The organism is Actinotignum vesiculae (genome assembly GCF_051267215.1).
GTDB lineage: Bacteria > Actinomycetota > Actinomycetes > Actinomycetales > Actinomycetaceae > Actinotignum > Actinotignum schaalii.
The window spans coordinates 1-18,441 of sequence record NZ_JBOZGG010000003.1 but is presented as its reverse complement, the minus strand read 5'-3'; the positions used below and the strand labels follow the sequence as shown (position 1 = coordinate 18,441).

The 18,441-nt window shown below is 61.3% G+C and carries 16 protein-coding genes; 9 read left to right on the top strand and 7 right to left on the bottom strand.

The features are described 5' to 3' along the window. Positions 1–525 carry a VTT domain-containing protein gene (locus ACRQHG_RS02380; RefSeq protein WP_035276647.1) on the top strand — a complete coding sequence of 175 codons (525 nt, stop codon included), beginning with the start codon at positions 1–3 and terminating at the stop codon, positions 523–525. Between the two features lie 45 nt (positions 526–570). Next, complete coding sequence (locus ACRQHG_RS02375; protein WP_087070930.1) at positions 571–1,968, top strand: glycine--tRNA ligase; 1,398 nt, start codon at positions 571–573, stop codon at positions 1,966–1,968. A gap of 10 nt (positions 1,969–1,978) precedes the next feature. On the opposite strand, the gene ACRQHG_RS02370 is transcribed toward ACRQHG_RS02375, so the two are convergent. After that, complete coding sequence (locus ACRQHG_RS02370; RefSeq protein ID WP_435718982.1) at positions 1,979–2,215, bottom strand: RNA-binding S4 domain-containing protein; 237 nt, start codon at positions 2,213–2,215, stop codon at positions 1,979–1,981. Positions 2,216–2,314: 99 nt separating this feature from the next. Between ACRQHG_RS02370 and ACRQHG_RS02365 the strand changes: the two genes are divergently transcribed. Beyond that, on the top strand, positions 2,315–3,547 hold the full coding sequence (locus ACRQHG_RS02365) for a carboxylate--amine ligase (protein WP_435718981.1): 1,233 nt from the start codon (positions 2,315–2,317) through the stop codon (positions 3,545–3,547). Positions 3,548–3,562: 15 nt separating this feature from the next. Beyond that, on the top strand, positions 3,563–5,413 hold the full coding sequence (murJ, locus tag ACRQHG_RS02360; protein WP_435718980.1) for a murein biosynthesis integral membrane protein MurJ: 1,851 nt from the start codon (positions 3,563–3,565) through the stop codon (positions 5,411–5,413). A gap of 85 nt (positions 5,414–5,498) precedes the next feature. Here murJ and ACRQHG_RS02355 read toward each other — a convergent pair whose 3' ends face one another. The 3 genes from ACRQHG_RS02355 to ACRQHG_RS02345 all read right to left on the bottom strand — a co-directional run bounded on the left by ACRQHG_RS02355 (position 5,499) and on the right by ACRQHG_RS02345 (position 8,877). Then, entirely contained in the window at positions 5,499–6,227 is a 729-nt protein-coding gene (locus ACRQHG_RS02355; RefSeq protein ID WP_435719479.1) for a peptidoglycan bridge formation glycyltransferase FemA/FemB family protein, read from the bottom strand. An 18-nt stretch (positions 6,228–6,245) separates the two neighbouring features. Continuing rightward, positions 6,246–7,811 (bottom strand): IS1634 family transposase, encoded by a 1,566-nt coding sequence (locus ACRQHG_RS02350; RefSeq protein ID WP_320754604.1) that lies wholly within the window; start codon positions 7,809–7,811, stop codon positions 6,246–6,248. Between the two features lie 115 nt (positions 7,812–7,926). Further along, positions 7,927–8,877 carry a lipid II:glycine glycyltransferase FemX gene (locus ACRQHG_RS02345; protein WP_435719389.1) on the bottom strand — a complete coding sequence of 317 codons (951 nt, stop codon included), beginning with the start codon at positions 8,875–8,877 and terminating at the stop codon, positions 7,927–7,929. Between the two features lie 113 nt (positions 8,878–8,990). Between ACRQHG_RS02345 and ACRQHG_RS02340 the strand changes: the two genes are divergently transcribed. After that, entirely contained in the window at positions 8,991–10,145 is a 1,155-nt protein-coding gene (locus tag ACRQHG_RS02340) for a YibE/F family protein (RefSeq protein WP_284901226.1), read from the top strand. Positions 10,146–10,270: 125 nt separating this feature from the next. Here ACRQHG_RS02340 and ACRQHG_RS02335 read toward each other — a convergent pair whose 3' ends face one another. Both ACRQHG_RS02335 and ACRQHG_RS02330 read right to left on the bottom strand, forming a co-directional pair. Continuing rightward, positions 10,271–10,615: a PRC-barrel domain-containing protein gene (locus ACRQHG_RS02335; RefSeq protein ID WP_320753742.1), complete on the bottom strand. Its 345-nt coding sequence runs from the start codon at positions 10,613–10,615 to the stop codon at positions 10,271–10,273. 115 nt (positions 10,616–10,730) lie between these two features. Next, complete coding sequence (locus tag ACRQHG_RS02330) at positions 10,731–11,507, bottom strand: YsnF/AvaK domain-containing protein (protein WP_284889595.1); 777 nt, start codon at positions 11,505–11,507, stop codon at positions 10,731–10,733. A gap of 287 nt (positions 11,508–11,794) precedes the next feature. Here ACRQHG_RS02330 and dusB point away from each other — a divergent pair, with 287 nt between their 5' ends. The 3 genes from dusB (at position 11,795) to dnaG (ending at position 16,735) form a co-directional block, all read left to right on the top strand. Beyond that, positions 11,795–13,111, top strand: a complete 1,317-nt coding sequence (gene dusB, locus ACRQHG_RS02325) for a tRNA dihydrouridine synthase DusB (protein ID WP_410374495.1) — start codon at positions 11,795–11,797, stop codon at positions 13,109–13,111. A gap of 148 nt (positions 13,112–13,259) precedes the next feature. Further along, positions 13,260–14,510, top strand: a complete 1,251-nt coding sequence (locus ACRQHG_RS02320; RefSeq protein ID WP_320754163.1) for a deoxyguanosinetriphosphate triphosphohydrolase — start codon at positions 13,260–13,262, stop codon at positions 14,508–14,510. Between the two features lie 128 nt (positions 14,511–14,638). Then, positions 14,639–16,735: a DNA primase gene (gene dnaG / locus ACRQHG_RS02315; protein ID WP_180948680.1), complete on the top strand. Its 2,097-nt coding sequence runs from the start codon at positions 14,639–14,641 to the stop codon at positions 16,733–16,735. A gap of 28 nt (positions 16,736–16,763) precedes the next feature. Here dnaG and ACRQHG_RS02310 read toward each other — a convergent pair whose 3' ends face one another. After that, positions 16,764–17,522, bottom strand: a complete 759-nt coding sequence (locus ACRQHG_RS02310; protein ID WP_087070638.1) for an IclR family transcriptional regulator — start codon at positions 17,520–17,522, stop codon at positions 16,764–16,766. 373 nt (positions 17,523–17,895) lie between these two features. Between ACRQHG_RS02310 and ACRQHG_RS02305 the strand changes: the two genes are divergently transcribed. Continuing rightward, the gene (locus tag ACRQHG_RS02305; protein ID WP_435719388.1) at positions 17,896–18,429 is read left to right on the top strand and encodes an enolase-like domain-containing protein; all 534 of its coding nucleotides are present in this window, start codon (positions 17,896–17,898) and stop codon (positions 18,427–18,429) included. Positions 18,430–18,441 lie beyond the last annotated feature (12 nt).

The following is an 18,441-nucleotide window of genomic DNA, read 5'->3' as shown; positions in this document are numbered from 1 at the left end:
ATGGATTCCTTCTCTTTCCTGGCCGGGCGTTCCTTCGCCTTCGTCTATCTTTTCCTTTTCCTCGTGGTGTCCTTGCGTTCCAGCGCCACCTTTTGGCTGGGCCGCTACGCCGCCTACCTGGTAGCCCGGCAGCGCGAACCACGCAACCGCCTCGCCCACCGGGCCTGGGCCTGGGCGCATGACGAGCGCGTGATCGCGGCCTCGCAGCGAGTGGCGCGGCGCGGCTGGCCCCTCGTTACTCTCTGCTTCTTCACCATCGGGGTGCAAACCGTCATTCTTATCGGTGCCGGGCTCACCCGCATGAGCGGCTGGCGTTTCACCCTGGCCGCGCTGCCCGGCTGGCTGGGCTGGGCGGCGATCTACTCCACGGTGGGCATGCTCGCCCTGCGAGCGGTCTGGGCCGCTATTTTCGGCAACCCGTGGGGAATTGCCGCAGTGGTGGTACTGGGCGTCGTCGTCGCATATTTCCTTTTCGTTTTCCGCACCGGCCGGGACCGCGCGGAAACGGGCGCGGCGGTAGACTAGACGGGCCACGCATCATCCGGATGCGCGCAATAGAAAGGAACAACGTTGGCTAAGCCTGCTCCCTCCCGTCTCGATAACGTTATTTCTTTGGCCAAGCGCCGCGGTTTCGTCTTCCCCGCCGGGGAAATATACGGCGGTACCCGCTCGGCCTGGGATTACGGCCCGCTGGGAACCGAGCTGAAAGAAAATATTAAGCGCCAGTGGTGGCGCTACATGGTGCAAAGTCGCGATAACGTTGTGGGTATCGACTCCTCCATTATTTTGCCGCGGGAAGTGTGGGTTGCTTCCGGGCACGTCGGCGTGTTCAACGACCCGCTTATCGAATGCCTCAACTGCCACAAGCGCCTGCGCATGGACCAGCTCCAGGAAGCGCTGGCCGCCAAGAAGCATATTGACGACCCGGATTCCATCCCCACCGCGGAGCTGGGCTGCCCGCATTGCGGGGTGAAGGGCCAATGGACCGAGCCCCGCGATTTTAATATGATGCTGAAAACCACCCTCGGCCCGGTGGAAGACGAATCCGGCCTGCACTACCTGCGCCCGGAAACCGCCCAGGGTATTTTCGTGAATTTCGCGAATGTGCAAACCACCTCGCGTAAGAAGCCGCCTTTCGGCATTGGCCAGATCGGCAAGTCGTTCCGCAACGAAATCACTCCCGGAAACTTCATTTTCCGCACTCGCGAATTCGAGCAGATGGAACTGGAGTTCTTCGTCAAGCCGGGGGAGGACGAAGAATGGCACCAGTACTGGATTGATCAGCGCCTGGATTGGTACAAGGACCTGGGCATCAACCCGGAGCACCTGCGCCTGTACGAACACCCCAAGGAAAAGCTCTCCCACTACTCCAAGCGCACCGTGGATATCGAGTACAAATTCGGTTTCCAAGGTTCGGATTGGGGCGAACTGGAAGGCATCGCCAACCGTACCGATTTCGACCTCACCACCCATATCAAGCATTCCGGCAAGGACCTGTCCTACTTCGACCAGGCCAGCGGGGAACGCTACGTTCCCTACGTGATTGAGCCCTCGGCCGGGCTGACCCGCTCGCTCATGGCCTTCCTCGTGGATGCCTACGTGGAGGATGAAGCCCCCAATACCAAGGGCGGGGTGGATAAGCGCACCGTGCTGCGCCTGGATCCGCGCCTGGCGCCCGTCAAGGCCGCGGTGCTTCCGCTCTCGCGTAACGAGAAGCTCACGCCCCTGGCTGCGGATCTTGCCGCGCGCTTGCGGGCCTCGTGGAATGTTGATTTCGACGACGCAGGAGCGGTCGGGCGCCGCTACCGCCGCCAGGACGAAATCGGCACCCCGTACTGCGTGACCGTGGACTTCGACACCCTCGAAGATCAGGCGGTGACGGTCCGCGACCGCGACACCATGGAGCAGGTCCGGATCCCGCTCGAGAAGGTGGAGGGCTTCCTGGCCCAGAAACTGGTGGGCTGCTAGAGGCTAGCTACTAGAGGCTCGCTACCCGCACCCGCAAGGCACCGCGCGGCTGGGCGAGGGCAACCACATCGCCGTCGCTCAGCGCGCTGCCGCGCCGGGTTTCTACCTGGCCGTTTACGCTAATATCGCCCGCTTCAATAAGCTCGCGGACTTCGGCGCCCGAGGCGGCCAGCGATGCTAATTTCACGAACTGGCCGAGCTTAATCGGCAAACGAACCTCAATGCTGGGGATATCGGCTTCGGTCACGATGGTCCTTTCACGCGGGCGGAGTGCTGCCTTCTACTTTAGCGCGGCGCTGCTAGCATAATGACCATGCCCGCGGCCGGGCGCGGAGGGAGAACACGTATGGATGCACTGCCGGTGATCTTCGGTAATGAGGTGGAAGCCTATAGTTTCGCGCGGCTGTTCCACGAGACTTACGGGGTGAATTCGCTCGTCGTCGCCGAATACCCGCGGGGGCATATTAATAATTCCTCTATCCTCTCGGTGCGCTACTGCGAACGCCATATTATGGAGGACGAAGAAAAATTCGTGGCCCTGCTCAATTCCCTGGCCGCCGAGTTCGCGGATCGCCGCCTCATCTGCCTGGTCAATGTTGATGAGGGCGTGGATGTTATTGTGCGCAACCGGCACCGCCTCGCCTCCAATTGGTTCTTCCCCTTCGCCGCGCCGGACGTCGTGGACGTGGCGAATTCGAAAGAGGCGATGGCGCAGGTGTACGAAAAGGTGGGGGAGGCGGCCCCGCGGCGCGCCGTCGTACATCTCTCCCAACCCGATACCTGGGACGCGGCACTCGCCACGCTGCCTTTCCCCATCGTCGTCAAACCCGCGCGCGCGGATAACCCCACCTCGCTGTACGCCACGGGTCTGAAAAAGGTGGAGGTATTCGACGACGCCGCGCTGGCCCGCGCGAAATTTGCCACGCTTGCCGGCCGTCAGGTCGATATTGACCTTATCGCCCAGGAACTCATCCCGGGGGACGACACCACCCAGTGGGTTGTCAATGGGTATATCGATTCGCGCGGGCACCTGAGCGCGATTGGCTCGGGGAGGGTGCTCCTCGGGCTGCATGAGCCCTCGCTCATCGGCAACGCTGGGATTATCCTCACCGATCCGGAGGGGTTCCTCACCGACCGCGCCGAACGGATCGTGCGCGAGGTGGGCCTGCGCGGCTTCTTCTCCATGGACGTGAAAATTGATCCGCGTACCGGCCGGGCCTATTGGTTGGATCTCAACCCGCGCGCCGGGCGCGGGCACTACTACCTCAAGGTGGGCGGGGTGAATCTGGCGCGTGCCCTGGTGGCGGATATGGCCGGGGAAACCGCGCCGCTCCAGCGGGTCAATCGCGAGGGGATTTTCGCGATTATTCCCGACTGGCTGGCGGGGCGCCGCTACTTGCGCGATCCGCAGCTGGCCGAGCAGGTGCGGCGGGTGCGGCGGCGCGGCCCGGTGGTCAACCCGATCGCCTACAGCAAGGACCGCCACCCCAAGCGCACCATCTTCCGGATGCTTTCTGATATTCGCGCGGTACAGAAAATGCGGCGCTTCTACCCGCATCCCACCGAATCTGGATTCTAAGGCTAAGCTCGAAGCATGCGTTTCTTCCCCCCGCGCCGCCCTAGCGGACGGCATTTTGTGGCCGATGACCGCGCGGATGCCCGCCCGGATCTAGCGGAATCCGCGGCTGCCACTCACGAAACCTCGGCTGCCGGCCTCGAGTCCGCTACCTCCGGCGGCTCCGCGGGGCCCGCTACTTCCGCCACCTCGAGCGCGAATAACGCGAGCGAAAAAAGCGCGAGCGCCGCGCGGGCCTCCATCATTATGTTCTTCGGCACGCTCGTTTCGCGTATCCTCGGCCTGGTGCGCTCCCCGATCCTGCTCGGCGCGGTGGTGGGCCTGACCTCGCCGGCCGGCAACGCTTTCGGGATCGCCAATAAGCTCCCCAATCTTATTTACATGATTATTGTGGGGGGCCTGGTCAACGCGGTGCTGGTGCCGGCCATTGTGCGGGCCACCAAACGGGGGGAAAAAGAAGGCGCCGCCTTTATTAACAAGCTCCTCACCGTGGCGATTGTGGGCCTGGGCGCGGTGACCGTGCTCATCACCCTGGCCGCTCCCGCCGTGGTCAAAGTCATGGCCGCCACCATGTCCGAGGACTGGTATCGCCTCACGGTGGCCTGGGCCTACTGGTGCCTGCCCCAAATTTTCTTCTACGGCATGTACACCGTGATCGGGCAGATCCTCAACGCCCGCGAAAACTTCGGGCCCTATATGTGGGCGCCGGCTCTCAATAACGTGGTGGCGGTCCTCGGGATGCTCGCCATCCTCGCTCTGTTCGGTTCGGCCACCCCGGAAGACGCCCTGGAAGCGGGGCGCTGGACGGCCTCGCGGGTGGGCTGGCTCGGCGGTATTTCCACCCTGGGGATCGTCGCCCAAGCGCTTATTCTCATCTGGCCGCTGCGCCGCCTGGGCATCCATTTCCGTTTCGATTTCCGGTGGCGCAATTCCGGGCTGGGAGCGGCTGGCCGGGCTTCGTGGTGGATGCTCCTCATGATGGTCACCTCCATTATTCCGACGGCGCTCATCTCCAATGCCGCCGCCGGGGCCTCTGACCGGGCCATTCGCATGGGGATGAACTCCGAGTACGTGGCGGGCAATTTCGCCTACGACACTGCCTACACGATCTACTCCCTGCCCACCTCGCTCTTCGTGGTTTCTATCGCCACCGCGGTCTTCACCCGCATCTCGCGCGCCGCGGCGGACGGCGACCGGGATCGGATGCGCCGCGACGTTTCCCGCACCCTGCGCATCGTCTCCACCATCATGTTCCTGGCCGCCATCGGCCTCATGGTTTTCGCGGTTCCCGTCTCCCGCCTCTTCGCCATTACTTCGAGCGCGGAGCAGGCCGTCACCCTCGGGAAAGTGGTGGCCTCCATGGCCCTCGGGCTTTTCGGCATCGGCGCGGTGAGCGTACTCGACCGCGTCTACTACGCCTTCGAGGACACCCGCGGCGCTTTCCTCATCAGCTTGCCGTTCCAGGGTGCTTCCTGCGTGCTCACGGTTTTTTGCGCGCTACTCCCGCCCCAGCACGTGGTGTGGGCGGTGGGTATCGTGGGCTCGCTCGCCAATATTTTTGCGGTCATCGTGATGCTGTGGCACCTCTCACCGCGGATGGGTGGGGTCGACGGCGCAGTTCTGGCTTCCTTCCATCTCAAACTCTTGGGGATTTCCGGGCTGGCAGCCGCTGCCGGCTACGGGGCGGCCCGCCTGGTGGGCCCCGTCTTCAGCCCCATGAGCCCCGTCCAGGCGCTCCTGGCCCTCATCGTGGGAGGAAGCGTCATGGTGCTCGTGTACGTGGGTGGCATGAAGCTGGCAAAAATGGAAGAAATCGATGTGCTCTTCCGCCCCGTGGGTAGGATCCTGGCCCGCCTACGCCGCCGCTAATCGGCTTGGTGGCAGCTAGCCGGGCTGCGCCGGCGGCGCAGCCCCGTCGTCGTACCCGGTGCGGCGGGGTGGCGTGCCAGAACCGCTAGAATAACGCTCCTGTGAGCTTGGCTTCCGGGCGCAGCGCCAGCGCGAAGGTGCCGATGAATTCCTCCACGTTCCCGTTGAGCTTGCGCTTGTACTCGAGCACCGGGTAATCGGGGCCGGTGGCGTCGAAAATACCGGAAATCCCGAGGGTGTTGTAGGTGGAAATATCGTGGGCGGCCGCCCAGCGCAGCAGGGTCGATTCCACCGGGTAATCACGGTTATAGGTGGTGAAATCCTTATTGAAACCGCGGAGCAACTGCACCAGCTCATCACCCCAGCGGAAAGCCAGAACCCCGGCAAAAGGCACATTATTGCCGTAACGCTGCGCTAAATCGCGGGCCTCGGTTTCCTGCTTGAGGAGGGAAGCGCGCTGGCTGCCGAGCTCCTTGAGGGCGCCCTCCTTTTTGCGGGTGCGCGGCTCGGTGGAATTCTGCGCGATCTGCTCATCGAGGCGAGCGATATTCGCGGTGATTTCCTCCAGGTAGGTGGCCGGATGCGCGTAGGCAATCGCGAGGAAAGCCCGCTCAGGGCCCAGCTTCTCCATCATTCCGGTATACAGCTGCGCGGAATAATCCGAGATCTCAGCCATCTCGGTGCGCTCGCGCGAGGATTCATAAAGCTGGTGGAAGGTACCCCACAGTTCGACCCCGCCGGTATGCACCTCCACGCCGTAGCGCCCTACGTGTTTGACCTGGCGGCGCATCGTTTTCGTGAGGGAATCAGCGATCTCCTGAGTCGTGCAACTTTAGTGACCCAGACTGTCTAGGATTTCTTGGGCTTGGGGCGGGATGGGATCACTGGAACGGATTTCATGGCCCTGATAAAGGATGGTTTGTTCCTGGATCGGGCGTAGCAAGCGTACGAGCTTTTTAGTCGTGACCCCGGTTTCCTGGTAGAGATAACGGGAGATAGCCAAAGCCGCCATCACCACGGTCAGGTGCGCTTCGATTGCCTCACGTTTCCGGTGGAATATCGGCCTGGCCCGTAAATCCGATTTAGACATACGGAAAGACTGCTCCACGTGCCACAATTCGTGGTAGGAATCAACGATTTGCGTTGCCGGAGCCACCGCGATCGGGATATTAGTGACATAGCCTTTCAATCCTTCTAGCCTCCGGGCACGTTCAAAGGCCACCTCATCGAAACTACAACCGTTACGAGTGGTTTTCACGAACCTGGGTTTACGCGCGGGCTTGAAGCCTTCTATCGCCTCCATAGCACGCCGGCGTTGGGCTTCCAGGGTGAGTCCATCCCTGCGGGCTCGCCTTGCGGAGTACTGCCAGATAGCCCGCCAGGACTTGACCATAGTCTCATCCCACACAGGCTCGTCTTCCTTCAACTTGTCATTGACTTTCGTGTTGGCATGCCGGGGCGTGACCGTGTCGATAATCTGCCCGTCAGTAAAAGACGCGCCATGCCAGTGGAAATGGGATTCCAGGTCGTAGGGTGCTTTGGTTTGCCTGGCCCCGACTATGAACCTGAACCCGGCTGCGTCTAATTCCTTGAGGTTGTTGGCGCTGAGCATTCCTGCGTCTGCTACCACCACGAAACTATCTAACCCGTGACGGGCTTGAAAGCCTTTCACGACTGGGAGAATGGTTTTAGTTTCGGCTTTGTTACCCTCAAAACAACCGATCTCCAAAGGAAACCCGCCACGGTCTACCAGCAAACCCACCACGATTTGAGGGTCAACACGTCTTTCTTTCGAGTACCCGACTTTACGTAATCCCTCATTCGCGTCCCCGTCCTCGTCCTCGCGTTCAGCCTCGAAATACAAGGTAGTCACGTCATACAACACCAGTGATAAATCCCCGGATTTTGTGGCGTGGCCGAAACACGCCCGGGCGAGTTGGGATCGGTAGTCTTTATCCGCGCAGCGACGCAGGGTAGTGAATATGGTACGCAAACTCGCGTGCTCAACACCGAGCTCGTCGAGGATACGGATCGTGTCGGCTTTCGAGGCCGGTTCAACAATTCTGGCTAAAACCAACTGCTCAAATACGTTGTCTCTAATGGCCTGGTCGAAGCCCACTACCCGGTAGGCGTCCTGGAGGACTTGCCACAGTAGTGTTGAGCGTTTAGCCAGGGTAGAAGCACGCGGGCTACCAGGGCTACCACTATCGAATAAATCGAGTTTTAACTGGCCCGGGGAGAGTTCTTGGCGGCCTTTCTCGAGTAATGCCGCCAGTGTGGCCTCGTCGTGTGCCGAGCCGAGGTGTTTGATAACCCGGTTTACCCGGCCTTGTTTTTCCACGATCTGCACGGCCGTGGCACCCGAGGCGGTTCTCACTTTACGTAGGAAAGGTGCCATGATCCCAGTCTAGCTAAAACACCACCACCCTTTTAGTGACCCAAAACCACCAACCACAACCCTCTGACCAGGCCAAACACTCGAGAAAATCTTAAAACTCAAAAAGTTGCACGACTCAGGCCAGAACCCCGGCAAAAGGCACATTATTGCCGTAACGCTGCGCTAAATCGCGGGCCTCGGTTTCCTGCTTGAGGAGGGAAGCGCGCTGGCTGCCGAGCTCCTTGAGGGCGCCCTCCTTTTTGCGGGTGCGCGGCTCGGTGGAATTCTGCGCGATCTGCTCATCGAGGCGAGCGATATTCGCGGTGATTTCCTCCAGGTAGGTGGCCGGATGCGCGTAGGCAATCGCGAGGAAAGCCCGCTCAGGGCCCAGCTTCTCCATCATTCCGGTATACAGCTGCGCGGAATAATCCGAGATCTCAGCCATCTCGGTGCGCTCGCGCGAGGATTCATAAAGCTGGTGGAAGGTACCCCACAGTTCGACCCCGCCGGTATGCACCTCCACGCCGTAGCGCCCTACGTGTTTGACCTGGCGGCGCATCGTTTTCGTGAGGGAATCAGCGATCTCCTCGAAATTCTTCCCGGCAATATCTTTCGTATAAATAAAATGAATATCGGCCGGGTCATTGGGATCGACGGGAATATGCTGGAACCTGGCTGCGCGCAGCTGCTCGGTCACCCGCGCCCCCAGGGGTGAATCCGCAATTTTCGTGGTGTCCTCATAGAAAGCGGCGGGCACATTAGGGGTGATGCGCAGCGCAATCACCCGTTTCTTGGTGGCAAGATACGCGGCGAGCTGCGTGAAAAAGAACTCCACCAGCTCGCCGTCCTCCCAATCCAGGGTGGGGCCATTGGTAATAATGGCGCGGGTAAAAAGCTTTTTCCACGGCTGGTAGGTAATAAGGGCGACGCCGCGCAGCTGTGCGCCATCACGCACCCCCACATAATCAACGGCGTCACCCTGCTCGGTGCGCCACTGGCCGTATTCGGGAAGCTGGGCGAGGAAAAGACGCGGGCTGTGGCGGGTTGCGGAAGCGTATTCCTCGGCGGTCAAGGTGGTGAAATGCATGTATACAGTCTAGCGAGTGAGTATCGCGGCGGCGGGAGGAAACACCTCCCACGCGGTGCCGCGGGAGGAAACACCTGTTCCCACGCGCGGCGGCGGGCCGGTAGCCTGAAGGCGTGCATCATCATTCAGATATTGAGGTCCCGGCGCGGGTGCGCCGCAAGGTCGGGCGCCTGCTTGCCGCTATTGTTGTTCCCCTAGCGCTGCTTACCGCGATTGCGCTGGCGGTGCTGTGGCCGCGCGGGGAGTCCCCGGTGGGCTCCATTCCGCTGAATTCCCCGGGCGTGCAGATGGTGAGCGGGCCGATTACCTCGGTGGGGCAGACGGATCCCCAGGGCCAGACCCCGGTGGAGATGGAGGTCGAGGGCGTGCCGGTTCCCGTGCACGTCCCCGCGGAGGTGGTGGCCTCCGGGTTGGAAGTGGGCGACGTGATCGAAGCCCGTTTCAACCCGGCCATGGCCACCTCGGGCACTGCCCATATTTTCGTTGATTTTGAGCGTGGGATGCCCCTGGCGCTGCTCGCCGGACTGTACGTGCTGGTCATTGTGGCGGTGGCACGCTGGAAAGGGCTGGCGGCGCTCGCGGGCCTGGGGGTGTCCTTCCTGGTGGTCGGATTCTTTATTATCCCGGCGTTGGCCGGCGGCGGAAATGCTTTCGCGGTGGTGCTCACCGGGGCCTCGGCGATGATGTTCGCCTCGATTTATTTGGCCCACGGTATTTCTATCCGCACCACCACCGCGATTATCGGCACTTTCCTCGGGCTTCTTATCACCACGGCGGTGGCGGTGTGGGCGGTGGGCGCCCAAAATCTTAGCGGTACGGGCGGGGAACAAACCGCGATGCTGTCCTGGAGCCTGGGCGGTATCAATATGCGCACGCTGCTGCTGGCGGGGATTATTCTGGCCGGGCTCGGGGCCCTCAATGACGTCACTATTACTCAGGTTTCCACCATTTGGGAGCTGCATGCCGAATCGCCGAGCACGCCGCGCCGCCGCCTCATCAGCCGCGGGATGGCCATCGGGCGCGACCACATTGCCTCAACCGTTTACACGCTGGCTTTTGCCTACGTGGGGGCCTCGTTGCCCCTTCTCATTCTTGCCTCGATGTACCAGCGGTCGTTCCTTGACCTCATGCAGGTGGAGCAGATCGCGGAGGAGATCACCCGCACCCTGGCTGCTTCCGTTGGTTTGGTATTAGCAATTCCTTTGACGACGGCGGTAGCCGCGCTCCTCGCCCCTGTGGCACCGGGGCGGGATCGGGTGAGCGCCTAGCTTGTGGCTCCCCGGGGCGGCTAAACAACAGGCGATACCTTGGTGACCGGGTTCCCGTGGAGATCGGGTTCGCCGTGGAGAGCAGCTTCCCCTCGGAGGTCAGGTTCCCCGTGGAGATCCGGTGCCTAAGCGTTAGTGGCGTGCTCTTTGCCGTCGGCGATATCGGTGAGGGCGAAATGTTCGTAAATACGCTGCTGTTGGTCCTCGGTCAGGCCGTCCTCCACCGACCAGGCCGGAGCACTGGCCACCGCTTCTGCGGAAACCGAGAGGATGAGCCTGCCCTCCACCAGGCGCGAACCGCGCAGCGGAACCAGGGCGGAGCGAAGATTGAATAATCCCCGCCCGATGAGAGCGAAGGTGGGTTGCCCGCTGGCATCATCGAGGAATACCTCGCGCACCGGCCCAATCTCCGCCTCGGAGCGGTCATAAGCGGTGGCATCCATAATGTCGCGGACGGTTACCTCAGCCATTCTTCCTCTTTCCCTAGCTTCGCTGCGCGGCTGACGTGCCCGCGCGGCTCACGTTCCTGTGCGGCTCACGTTCCTGCCTGGCTCTGCCTAGCAGGTCAGGTTTCTCACGAGCCTACTACTTGGTAGAGCGGCCCGTTTCGTCTTCGATTTCGATCTGTTCCTTGGCTACATCTTCGGAGACCGTTTCGGTATCCTGCACGACATCCTTATGGAGAGATACCCGCTCAACGGGTACGGTTTCCTTCTCTACATTGACGCGTTCTTCATGAAGGGTGACAGCGGCGCCCCCTTCAGAAATTTCACCAACGTACTCTTCACCTTCCTTGATAGGGGTGCGTTCCACCCGTACTTCTTCGCGGGTCACGGGTACCTCCACCGTTTCGGTGTCATGCACAACGTACTTGTGCAGCCGCACGGTACCGGTCGCCACATTGTCCTTAGAAACATTGAGGCGCTCTTCAGAACGAACCACGGAATTATCATCCGCGTCAGTTACCGGGGCGGGATGCTCGGCCGCAGTGCGAGGCTCACCGGTACCTACCGGCGGAACCTCGGTGGCGTAGCGGTCGCCTTCGTGAGCATCCGTGAGATGGTAGTGGGCGAGCAGGCGGTCCTGCTCTTCGGGGGTGATGCCCTGTTCCACATCGAAATCAGGGGCATCCTTGATCGCATCCTTGACGAAAGCCAGGTGGAGTTCTTCACCCTCAAGGTGCGAACCGCGCAGCGGAACGAGGCTGGAGGACATACCGAAGAGTCCGTGGCCCACTTCCACGAAGAAGGGTTGGCCCGTTTCGGCGTCAAGGAATACCTCCTTAACTCCGCCGAGCTTATCGTTATGGGAATCAAATGCGGTGGCGTTCAGGAGATCCTGAACATTCTTGTTCTCGGCCATATGTGGTGTGCCTTCCTGATAGAAAATGTAGAACCGAGGCCAGGTAGCCGAAGCTAACTGCTCACGTGTGGTGGTGACACCTCTTCCCAGCCACGGCGGAAGAGCCTAGGCCCCACGCGGCGTGGGCGGTGCGGGAAGAACGCAATCTGCCTGGGAACTCTGGCGAGTTCACTTGTAGCCTACCGTGATGCAGGTCATATAGCTGGGTGTTTAGCTCACGGAATAACTCTCGCTCCTGGCTGTGCGGTACCCTCATCCATGACGCAGGACGGGAAGAAGGGAAGCGTATGGCGGAGAATGCCGCATGGCCGGCGATTCAGCTAGGCGATCTGACTCTGGCCACGCCGGTCATGCTCGCGCCGATGGCCGGGGTGACCAACCCGCCTTTCCGCCAACTCTGCCGTGAAGAAGCCGAAGCGGGAATTCGGCGCGCGATGGGCGCGAAAGACGCGACGGGCACAAAAAACGCGACGGCCGCGAAAGATGCTCCGGGTGCGACCGCCAGCAATGCACCGGATACGCCCTCCCCGCAACCCCACGCGCCCGGATCTTACGCCCCGGCCGGGCTGTGGGTCTGCGAAATGATTACCTCCCGGGCGCTGCTGGAACGCACCCCGGAAACCATGACCATGATCCAGCCCGATCCGAGCGATCCGGTGCGATCCATCCAGCTCTACGGGGTAGAACCCAAGGTGGTGGCCGCGGCGGTGCGGCTCCTCATCGATGAAAACCGCGCGGACCATATCGATATCAACTTCGGCTGCCCGGCCCCCAAAGTTACCCGCAAAGGCGGCGGTTCGGCCCTGCCGTGGAAACTGGATTTGTACGAGGACCTGGTGCGCCAGGCCACCGCAGCAGCGGGTGCCGCGAACCGCGGGCGCGATCACGCCGTACCCATCACCGTGAAATTCCGCATCGGCATCGACGCCGCCCACGAAACTTTCCGGGACGTCGCCCGCATCTCCGAAGATTACGGGGTTGCCGGGCTCACCTTGCACGCGCGCACCACCGCGCAGCATTACGCCGGCCACGCGAACTGGGATTTTATTGCGGAGCTCGTAGACTCCACGGACCTGCCCGTCTTTGGTAACGGTGATGTTTTCGACGCCGCAGATGCCGCCGCGCTGCGCGCCCATACCGGCTGCGCCGGGGTAGCTGTCGGGCGCGGCTGCCAGGGCCGGCCCTGGATTTTCTATGATCTGGCTGCCCTCATGCACGGGGCCAGCGCCCAGCGCCGCCCCACGCTGCGCGAAGTCGCCGCGATGATCGAGCGCCACGCCCGCCTCTCGGTGGAGCATTTCGGAAGCGAAAATAAGGCCATGCGCGAGCTGCGCAAGCACATCACCTGGTATCTCAAGGGCTTCGCGGTGGGCGGGGAAACCCGCCACTCCTTAGGGCTGGTCTCCACCCTGGAGGAACTCCACGAACGCCTCCAGGCCCTGGACTTGGATCAGCCCTATCCGGCGGCCGCGGAAGGTAAACGCGGGCGCGCCGGCGGGGAAAAGCGCCCGCATCTCCCCGAGGGCTGGCTCGATTCGCGCGAGCTTACCCCGGAGCAGGCCGCCCGGATCCACGAAGCCGAACTCGATATTTCCGGCGGCTAAACGGGCAACGGCGCGGAGACCGCGCCGGCCACGGTGTGCTGGCTGCCCCAGCCCCGACGCGGCGCTTGCCTCAGGCCCGGTGCCCTGCCCGTCACGACCGCTCCGCTCGCCGCCACCGCACCGCCCGCGGGCTTGGTACCCTCTAGCTGTGACGGATTTATTTGGGGCGGCCGAAGTTTACGGGCCGGATGACCGCGAGCGCTGGGTGCATGAACCACCCAAATCTCGTTCGCGTACCGATTTTGAACGCGACCGCGCGCGGGTGCTGCATTCTTCGGCGCTGCGCCGCCTGGGCGCGAAAACCCAGGTGCTCGGGCCCGAATCGGATGATTTTGTGCGCACCCGCCTCACCCACTCGCTCGAAGTGGCCCAAATCGGGCGCTCGCTGGCAAAAAACTTCGGTTGCGACCCGGATATCGTAGAAACCGCGTGCTTGTGTCATGACCTCGGGCACCCGCCCTTCGGGCACAACGGGGAGCGGGCCCTCGCGGAAGTGGGGGAGGAGATCGGTGGCTTCGAAGGCAATGCCCAGACCTTGCGGATCCTCACCCGCCTGGAACCGAAACGCACCACCCACACCGGGCGTCCGGCCGGCCTCAACCTCACCCGCGCCACCCTGGATGCCGTCATCAAATACCCGTGGGGCAATAACGAAGGCCCGGGCGGCACCCCGAAATTCAATTACTATCGCGATGATGCCGATGTTTTCGAGTGGATTCACGGCGAGCACGGGCACGACCGCTGTGTTGAAGCCCAAATCATGGATTTGGCCGATGATATTGCCTATAGCGTCCACGATGTTGAGGATGCGATCGCCCGCGGTTTCTTCGACCCGTCCTGCCTGACCGACCCGGGGGAGCGCCAGAAAGTCGTGGAGGATACCCTGGCCTGGTATGGCGAACCGAGCGCGGGGGAGCTTTCCGATGCCCTCGACCGCCTGCTGCGCGAAGAAGCCTGGCCGGTGCACTTCGGTGGCAATTACCGTGATTTTGCCCGCATGAAGGACCTCACTTCCGACCTCATCGGCCGTTTTGTTTCCGCCGTATGCCAGGCAACCTGGGCGCAGTCCGGGCATGGCAAATTGGTGCGCTACAACGGTAACGTCGTCGTACCACCAGAAACTTTTGCCGAAATTACGGTTCTCAAAGGGATCGCGGTGGCCTATGTTATGGCTCCGCGCGAACACGAACCGCATTACGTGGAGCAGCGGGCCATTATTTTCGACCTCGTCGAGGCGCTCTTGGAGAATCCGGATGAATTGGAGCCGCACCTGGCGGAATTGTGGGCGAGCAGCGATAAGGACGCGCGGCTGCGTTTGGTGATTGACCAGGTCGCTTCGCTCACCGATCTCTCGGCGCGGCAGTGGCACGCGCACCTGTGCGGGATGCTGCGGCACTGATGTTCCGGCACTGATGTTCCGGCGCCCGCGGCCCCGGCGTGCGCCGCGGTTCGCGCGTGCGGAACGCGGTGAGCGCGTGAAACGGTTCGAGCGTGCGCTGCGCGGCGGGCTCGCTTAGACTAGGCGGCATGGCCGGGCTCATCAAAAGGGAAGACATCGATCGGGTGCGCGCCGCGGTGCGGATCGACGACGTCGCCTCCCAGTACGTGGCCCTGCGCCCCGGTGGGGTGGACTCCCTCAAAGGCCTGTGCCCCTTCCATGACGAGAAAACTCCGTCCTTCCACGTGCGCCCGAACCTGGGGCGCTGGCATTGCTTTGGCTGCGGGGAAGGCGGCGACGTTTTCGCTTTCGTGCAGCGGGCCGAAAGTATTGATTTTGTGGAGGCGGTTGAGCTGCTGGCGCGGCGCGCCGGAATCGAGCTGCATTACGAGGGCGCGCGTGAACGGCGGCCGGGGGAGCCGTCCAAGCGGCGGCTCATCGATGCGCACCGGGTTGCCGTGCAGTTCTATCGCGCCCAATTCGATACCCCGGCGGCGGCCCCGGCCCGCACGCTCCTGGCCGAACGTGGTTTTGAGCGGGCGGCCGTTGACCATTTTGAATGCGGCTACGCCCCGGACTCCTGGGACGCGCTCTACACGCACCTGCGCAGCCACGGCTTTTCCGACCGGGAAATCGAAACGGCGGGCCTGGCCACCCGGGGCAACCGCGGGCTCTACGACCGTTTCCGCGGGCGGCTCATGTGGCCGATTTTCTCCATCACCGGCGAACCTATCGGCTTCGGGGCGCGCCGCCTCGGGGAGGATGACCGCGGCCCGAAATACCTCAATACCCCCGAAACACCGATCTACAAAAAATCGCAGGTGCTGTACGGCCTCAACCTCGCGAAAAAGGAGATCGCGACCTCGCGTTCCGTGGTCATCGTGGAGGGCTATACGGACGTCATGGCCGCGCACCTGGCCGGAATCACCACGGCGGTAGCAACGTGTGGTACAGCTTTCGGGGCGGAGCACGTCAAAATTGTGCGGCGGCTTTTGGGCGACGGCGCCAATCCGGCCGCCGGGGTGGTGCTCTCCTCCGGGAAGGCTTACGGCGGCGAGGTTATTTTTACGTTCGACGGCGATAGTGCCGGCCAGAAGGCAGCTTTGCGTGCTTTCGGGGAAGATCAGGCTTTCGCCACCCAAACCTACGTGGCGATTGCGCCGGATAATCTGGATCCCTGCGATGTGCGGCTCCAGCGCGGGGATGAGGCGCTGCGCGAGGTAATCGCCGGGCGGCGCCCCCTTTTCGAATTCGCGATTCGCTCCCTGATTGAGGACCTTCCGCTCACCACCGCGGAGGGCCGCAGCGCCGGGCTACGGGTGAGCGCGCCGATTGTGGCGGGGATTAGAGATCGGGTACTGCGCGGGGAATACACCCGGAATCTGGCCGGCTGGCTCGGCATGGATGAGCACGTGGTGCGCCAGGCGGTGGCGGAAGCCGGGCGCCAGGGGCGAGCCCAGGCGCGCGCGGTGCTGGAGGCAGCCAGCGAGCACACCCCGAGGGCGCTAGCGGCCGGCGGTGCGCAGCAGGCGGGAGTCGCGGTGCAGCCGGGGAATGCGCCGTCGTACCAGGCGGCAGCGCAAAGGACGGGTACAGTGCAGGGGAGTGCGGCCGATGCCGGTACCCACCGGGCGGCGACCTTGCCGCCGGTGTCGCAGCTGCGTGACCCTACCGAAAAAGTCGAGCGGGCTGCGCTGGAGATTTATCTTCAGCTTCCGGCTTTTGCGGCACGGGCGGAGATGGATAATCTGCCTCCGCATACGTTCACCCATCCGGTGCACCACGCCATTCATACGGCGATTCGGGCGGCGGGCGGAACCCGAGTATTTGCCGAGCGCTTCGCGCAGCTGACCGGCGCGGGTATGGACGTAGAACACGCCGAGCCCCAGGCGAGTGCCGCTTACGTGGAGGCGGTGATTGCGGCCGGTGGCCCGGAGCTAGCCGGAGTGATTTCCCAGCTCGCCGCCGAGCCGCTCCCGGAGACCGATGTGCAGCGCCTCCCGCACTATGTGTGGGGGATTGCCCTCGCGCTCATTCGGCTAGGTGTGCTACGCCAAATCGAGGACGTGCGTTCCGCGCTCCAGCGCACCAATCCGGAAGATGCCGCCTACCAGCAGCACTTCGCCCGCCTCATGGAACTCGAGGCGCAGCGCCGCACATGTGAGGAGCGCATGGAGCTGGGGTAGTTCACTCCAAATACTCGGTTGATTATTCTCAGGATTCTTTAGCACCAAGAGAACGCGAGATCTTTGCTGCGGTTTGTTTAACTTGAGGAACCAAGGCAATGACTTCGTCCATGCTTTTCTCCAATGTTAAAGTCGTGATTGATAATGCATGGTTCACCCGTCCAAGATGGTTGCGAATAGGGACGGCAACACATCGAATTCCGGGAACATTCTCTTCGTCGTCAATAGCGAACCCGCGGTCACGAACTGTGTCGATTTCTTTTATCAGTTCAGCGGTTGTCGAAATAGTTCGGGGTGTATGTTTAGGGAGTTGCATCTCTGCCACGTAACGAATGATCGCCTCATCCTCTTCCTCGGCGAGGAAACACTTACCAATTGAAGTTGAATGGAGAGGAAGCCGATCCCCAATTCGTGATGGTATGCGGTACGGGGTATCAGTTTCTTGTATGGCAACATAAACGGCATCTTTACCGTTCCTCGCCCCAATGTGCACTTGGCACCCAACTTCGCGGGCAAGTTGTCGGATGTAGGGTTTCGTTTGTTGAGAGATGTCGATTCTTTCGAATGCTGTTGCGGCGAGTGACAAAGCAGCCGGTCCGGCGTAATAGTTTCCGTCAGGGCTTACCGCAATGAACTCGTACTTCACCAAAGTTTGGAGAAGGCGATGCACACTAGATTTTGCCAGGCCGGTCGCGTTAACGATGTCGGTAAAACGGGGGTGTTGCAGTGCTGCCTGAAGAACAATGAGAGTTTTATCGGCTGCGCTCGGGCTCTGTTTGGTACTCAAGAGAAGAACCTTCTTCTAGATCGATACGGACCACCAGTTCCATTTTATGGAACTCAATTGTAGATGGTTGACTGTTGCTTGTGCGCCTCCTCTCGTAAGGAGCCTTGAGGAACCGGAAACGATTCAAAGTCATGCGGGAAGAGTCGCCCCGCATTTGTTTTGAACCTGAAATTATTATTTCCTGTAGCTTTGGCGAGATTATGAGAATGTGTGAAGTGTGTCATACCTAAATACTAAACCCGCGTATTTGTGCAGTTTTACGCACTGGGTGCAAATCTTGGTCGCAAAAGGTCCTAGGATAGTTCCCCAAATGGGACTAGGGTTCATGACGTGGAACTTCCACGGTGGGTAACTAAAACAAAGGAGTTTACTCGTGAGTAAGATTACCGGCGTAAAAACGTACGATTTTCGATTCCCCACATCTAACACGCTCTCTGGCTCGGATGCGATGAATCCCGACCCTGACTACTCGTCGGCTTATGTGGAGATTTCTACTGATGCTGATGATGGAATTATCGGTGTTGGGTTTGTGTTCACCATTGGTCGTGGAAATGATGTTGTTTGCGCGGCAATGAACTCTATGGCTCACACGCTCGTCGGGCGTAATGTTGAAGAGCTGCTCGACAATATGCGACTCGCGTGGGATCTGCTCGTAGGGGATTCCCAACTGCGGTGGCTTGGTCCCGAGAAGGGCGTGGAGCATATGGCTATCGGTGCATTGCTCTCAGCGCTTTGGGATATTAAAGCCAAGCGTGCTGGAAAGCCTCTGTGGCGCCTGCTGGGTGAAATGGAACCGGAAGAGTTGGTCGCAACTCTTGATTTCCGTTATCTTTCTGATGCGCTGAGTGTGTCAAGTTGTTTGTGTGTGAGCATTGTTTATAAATACTTATTAAACCGGTCAGGGTAGGCCACGGACATC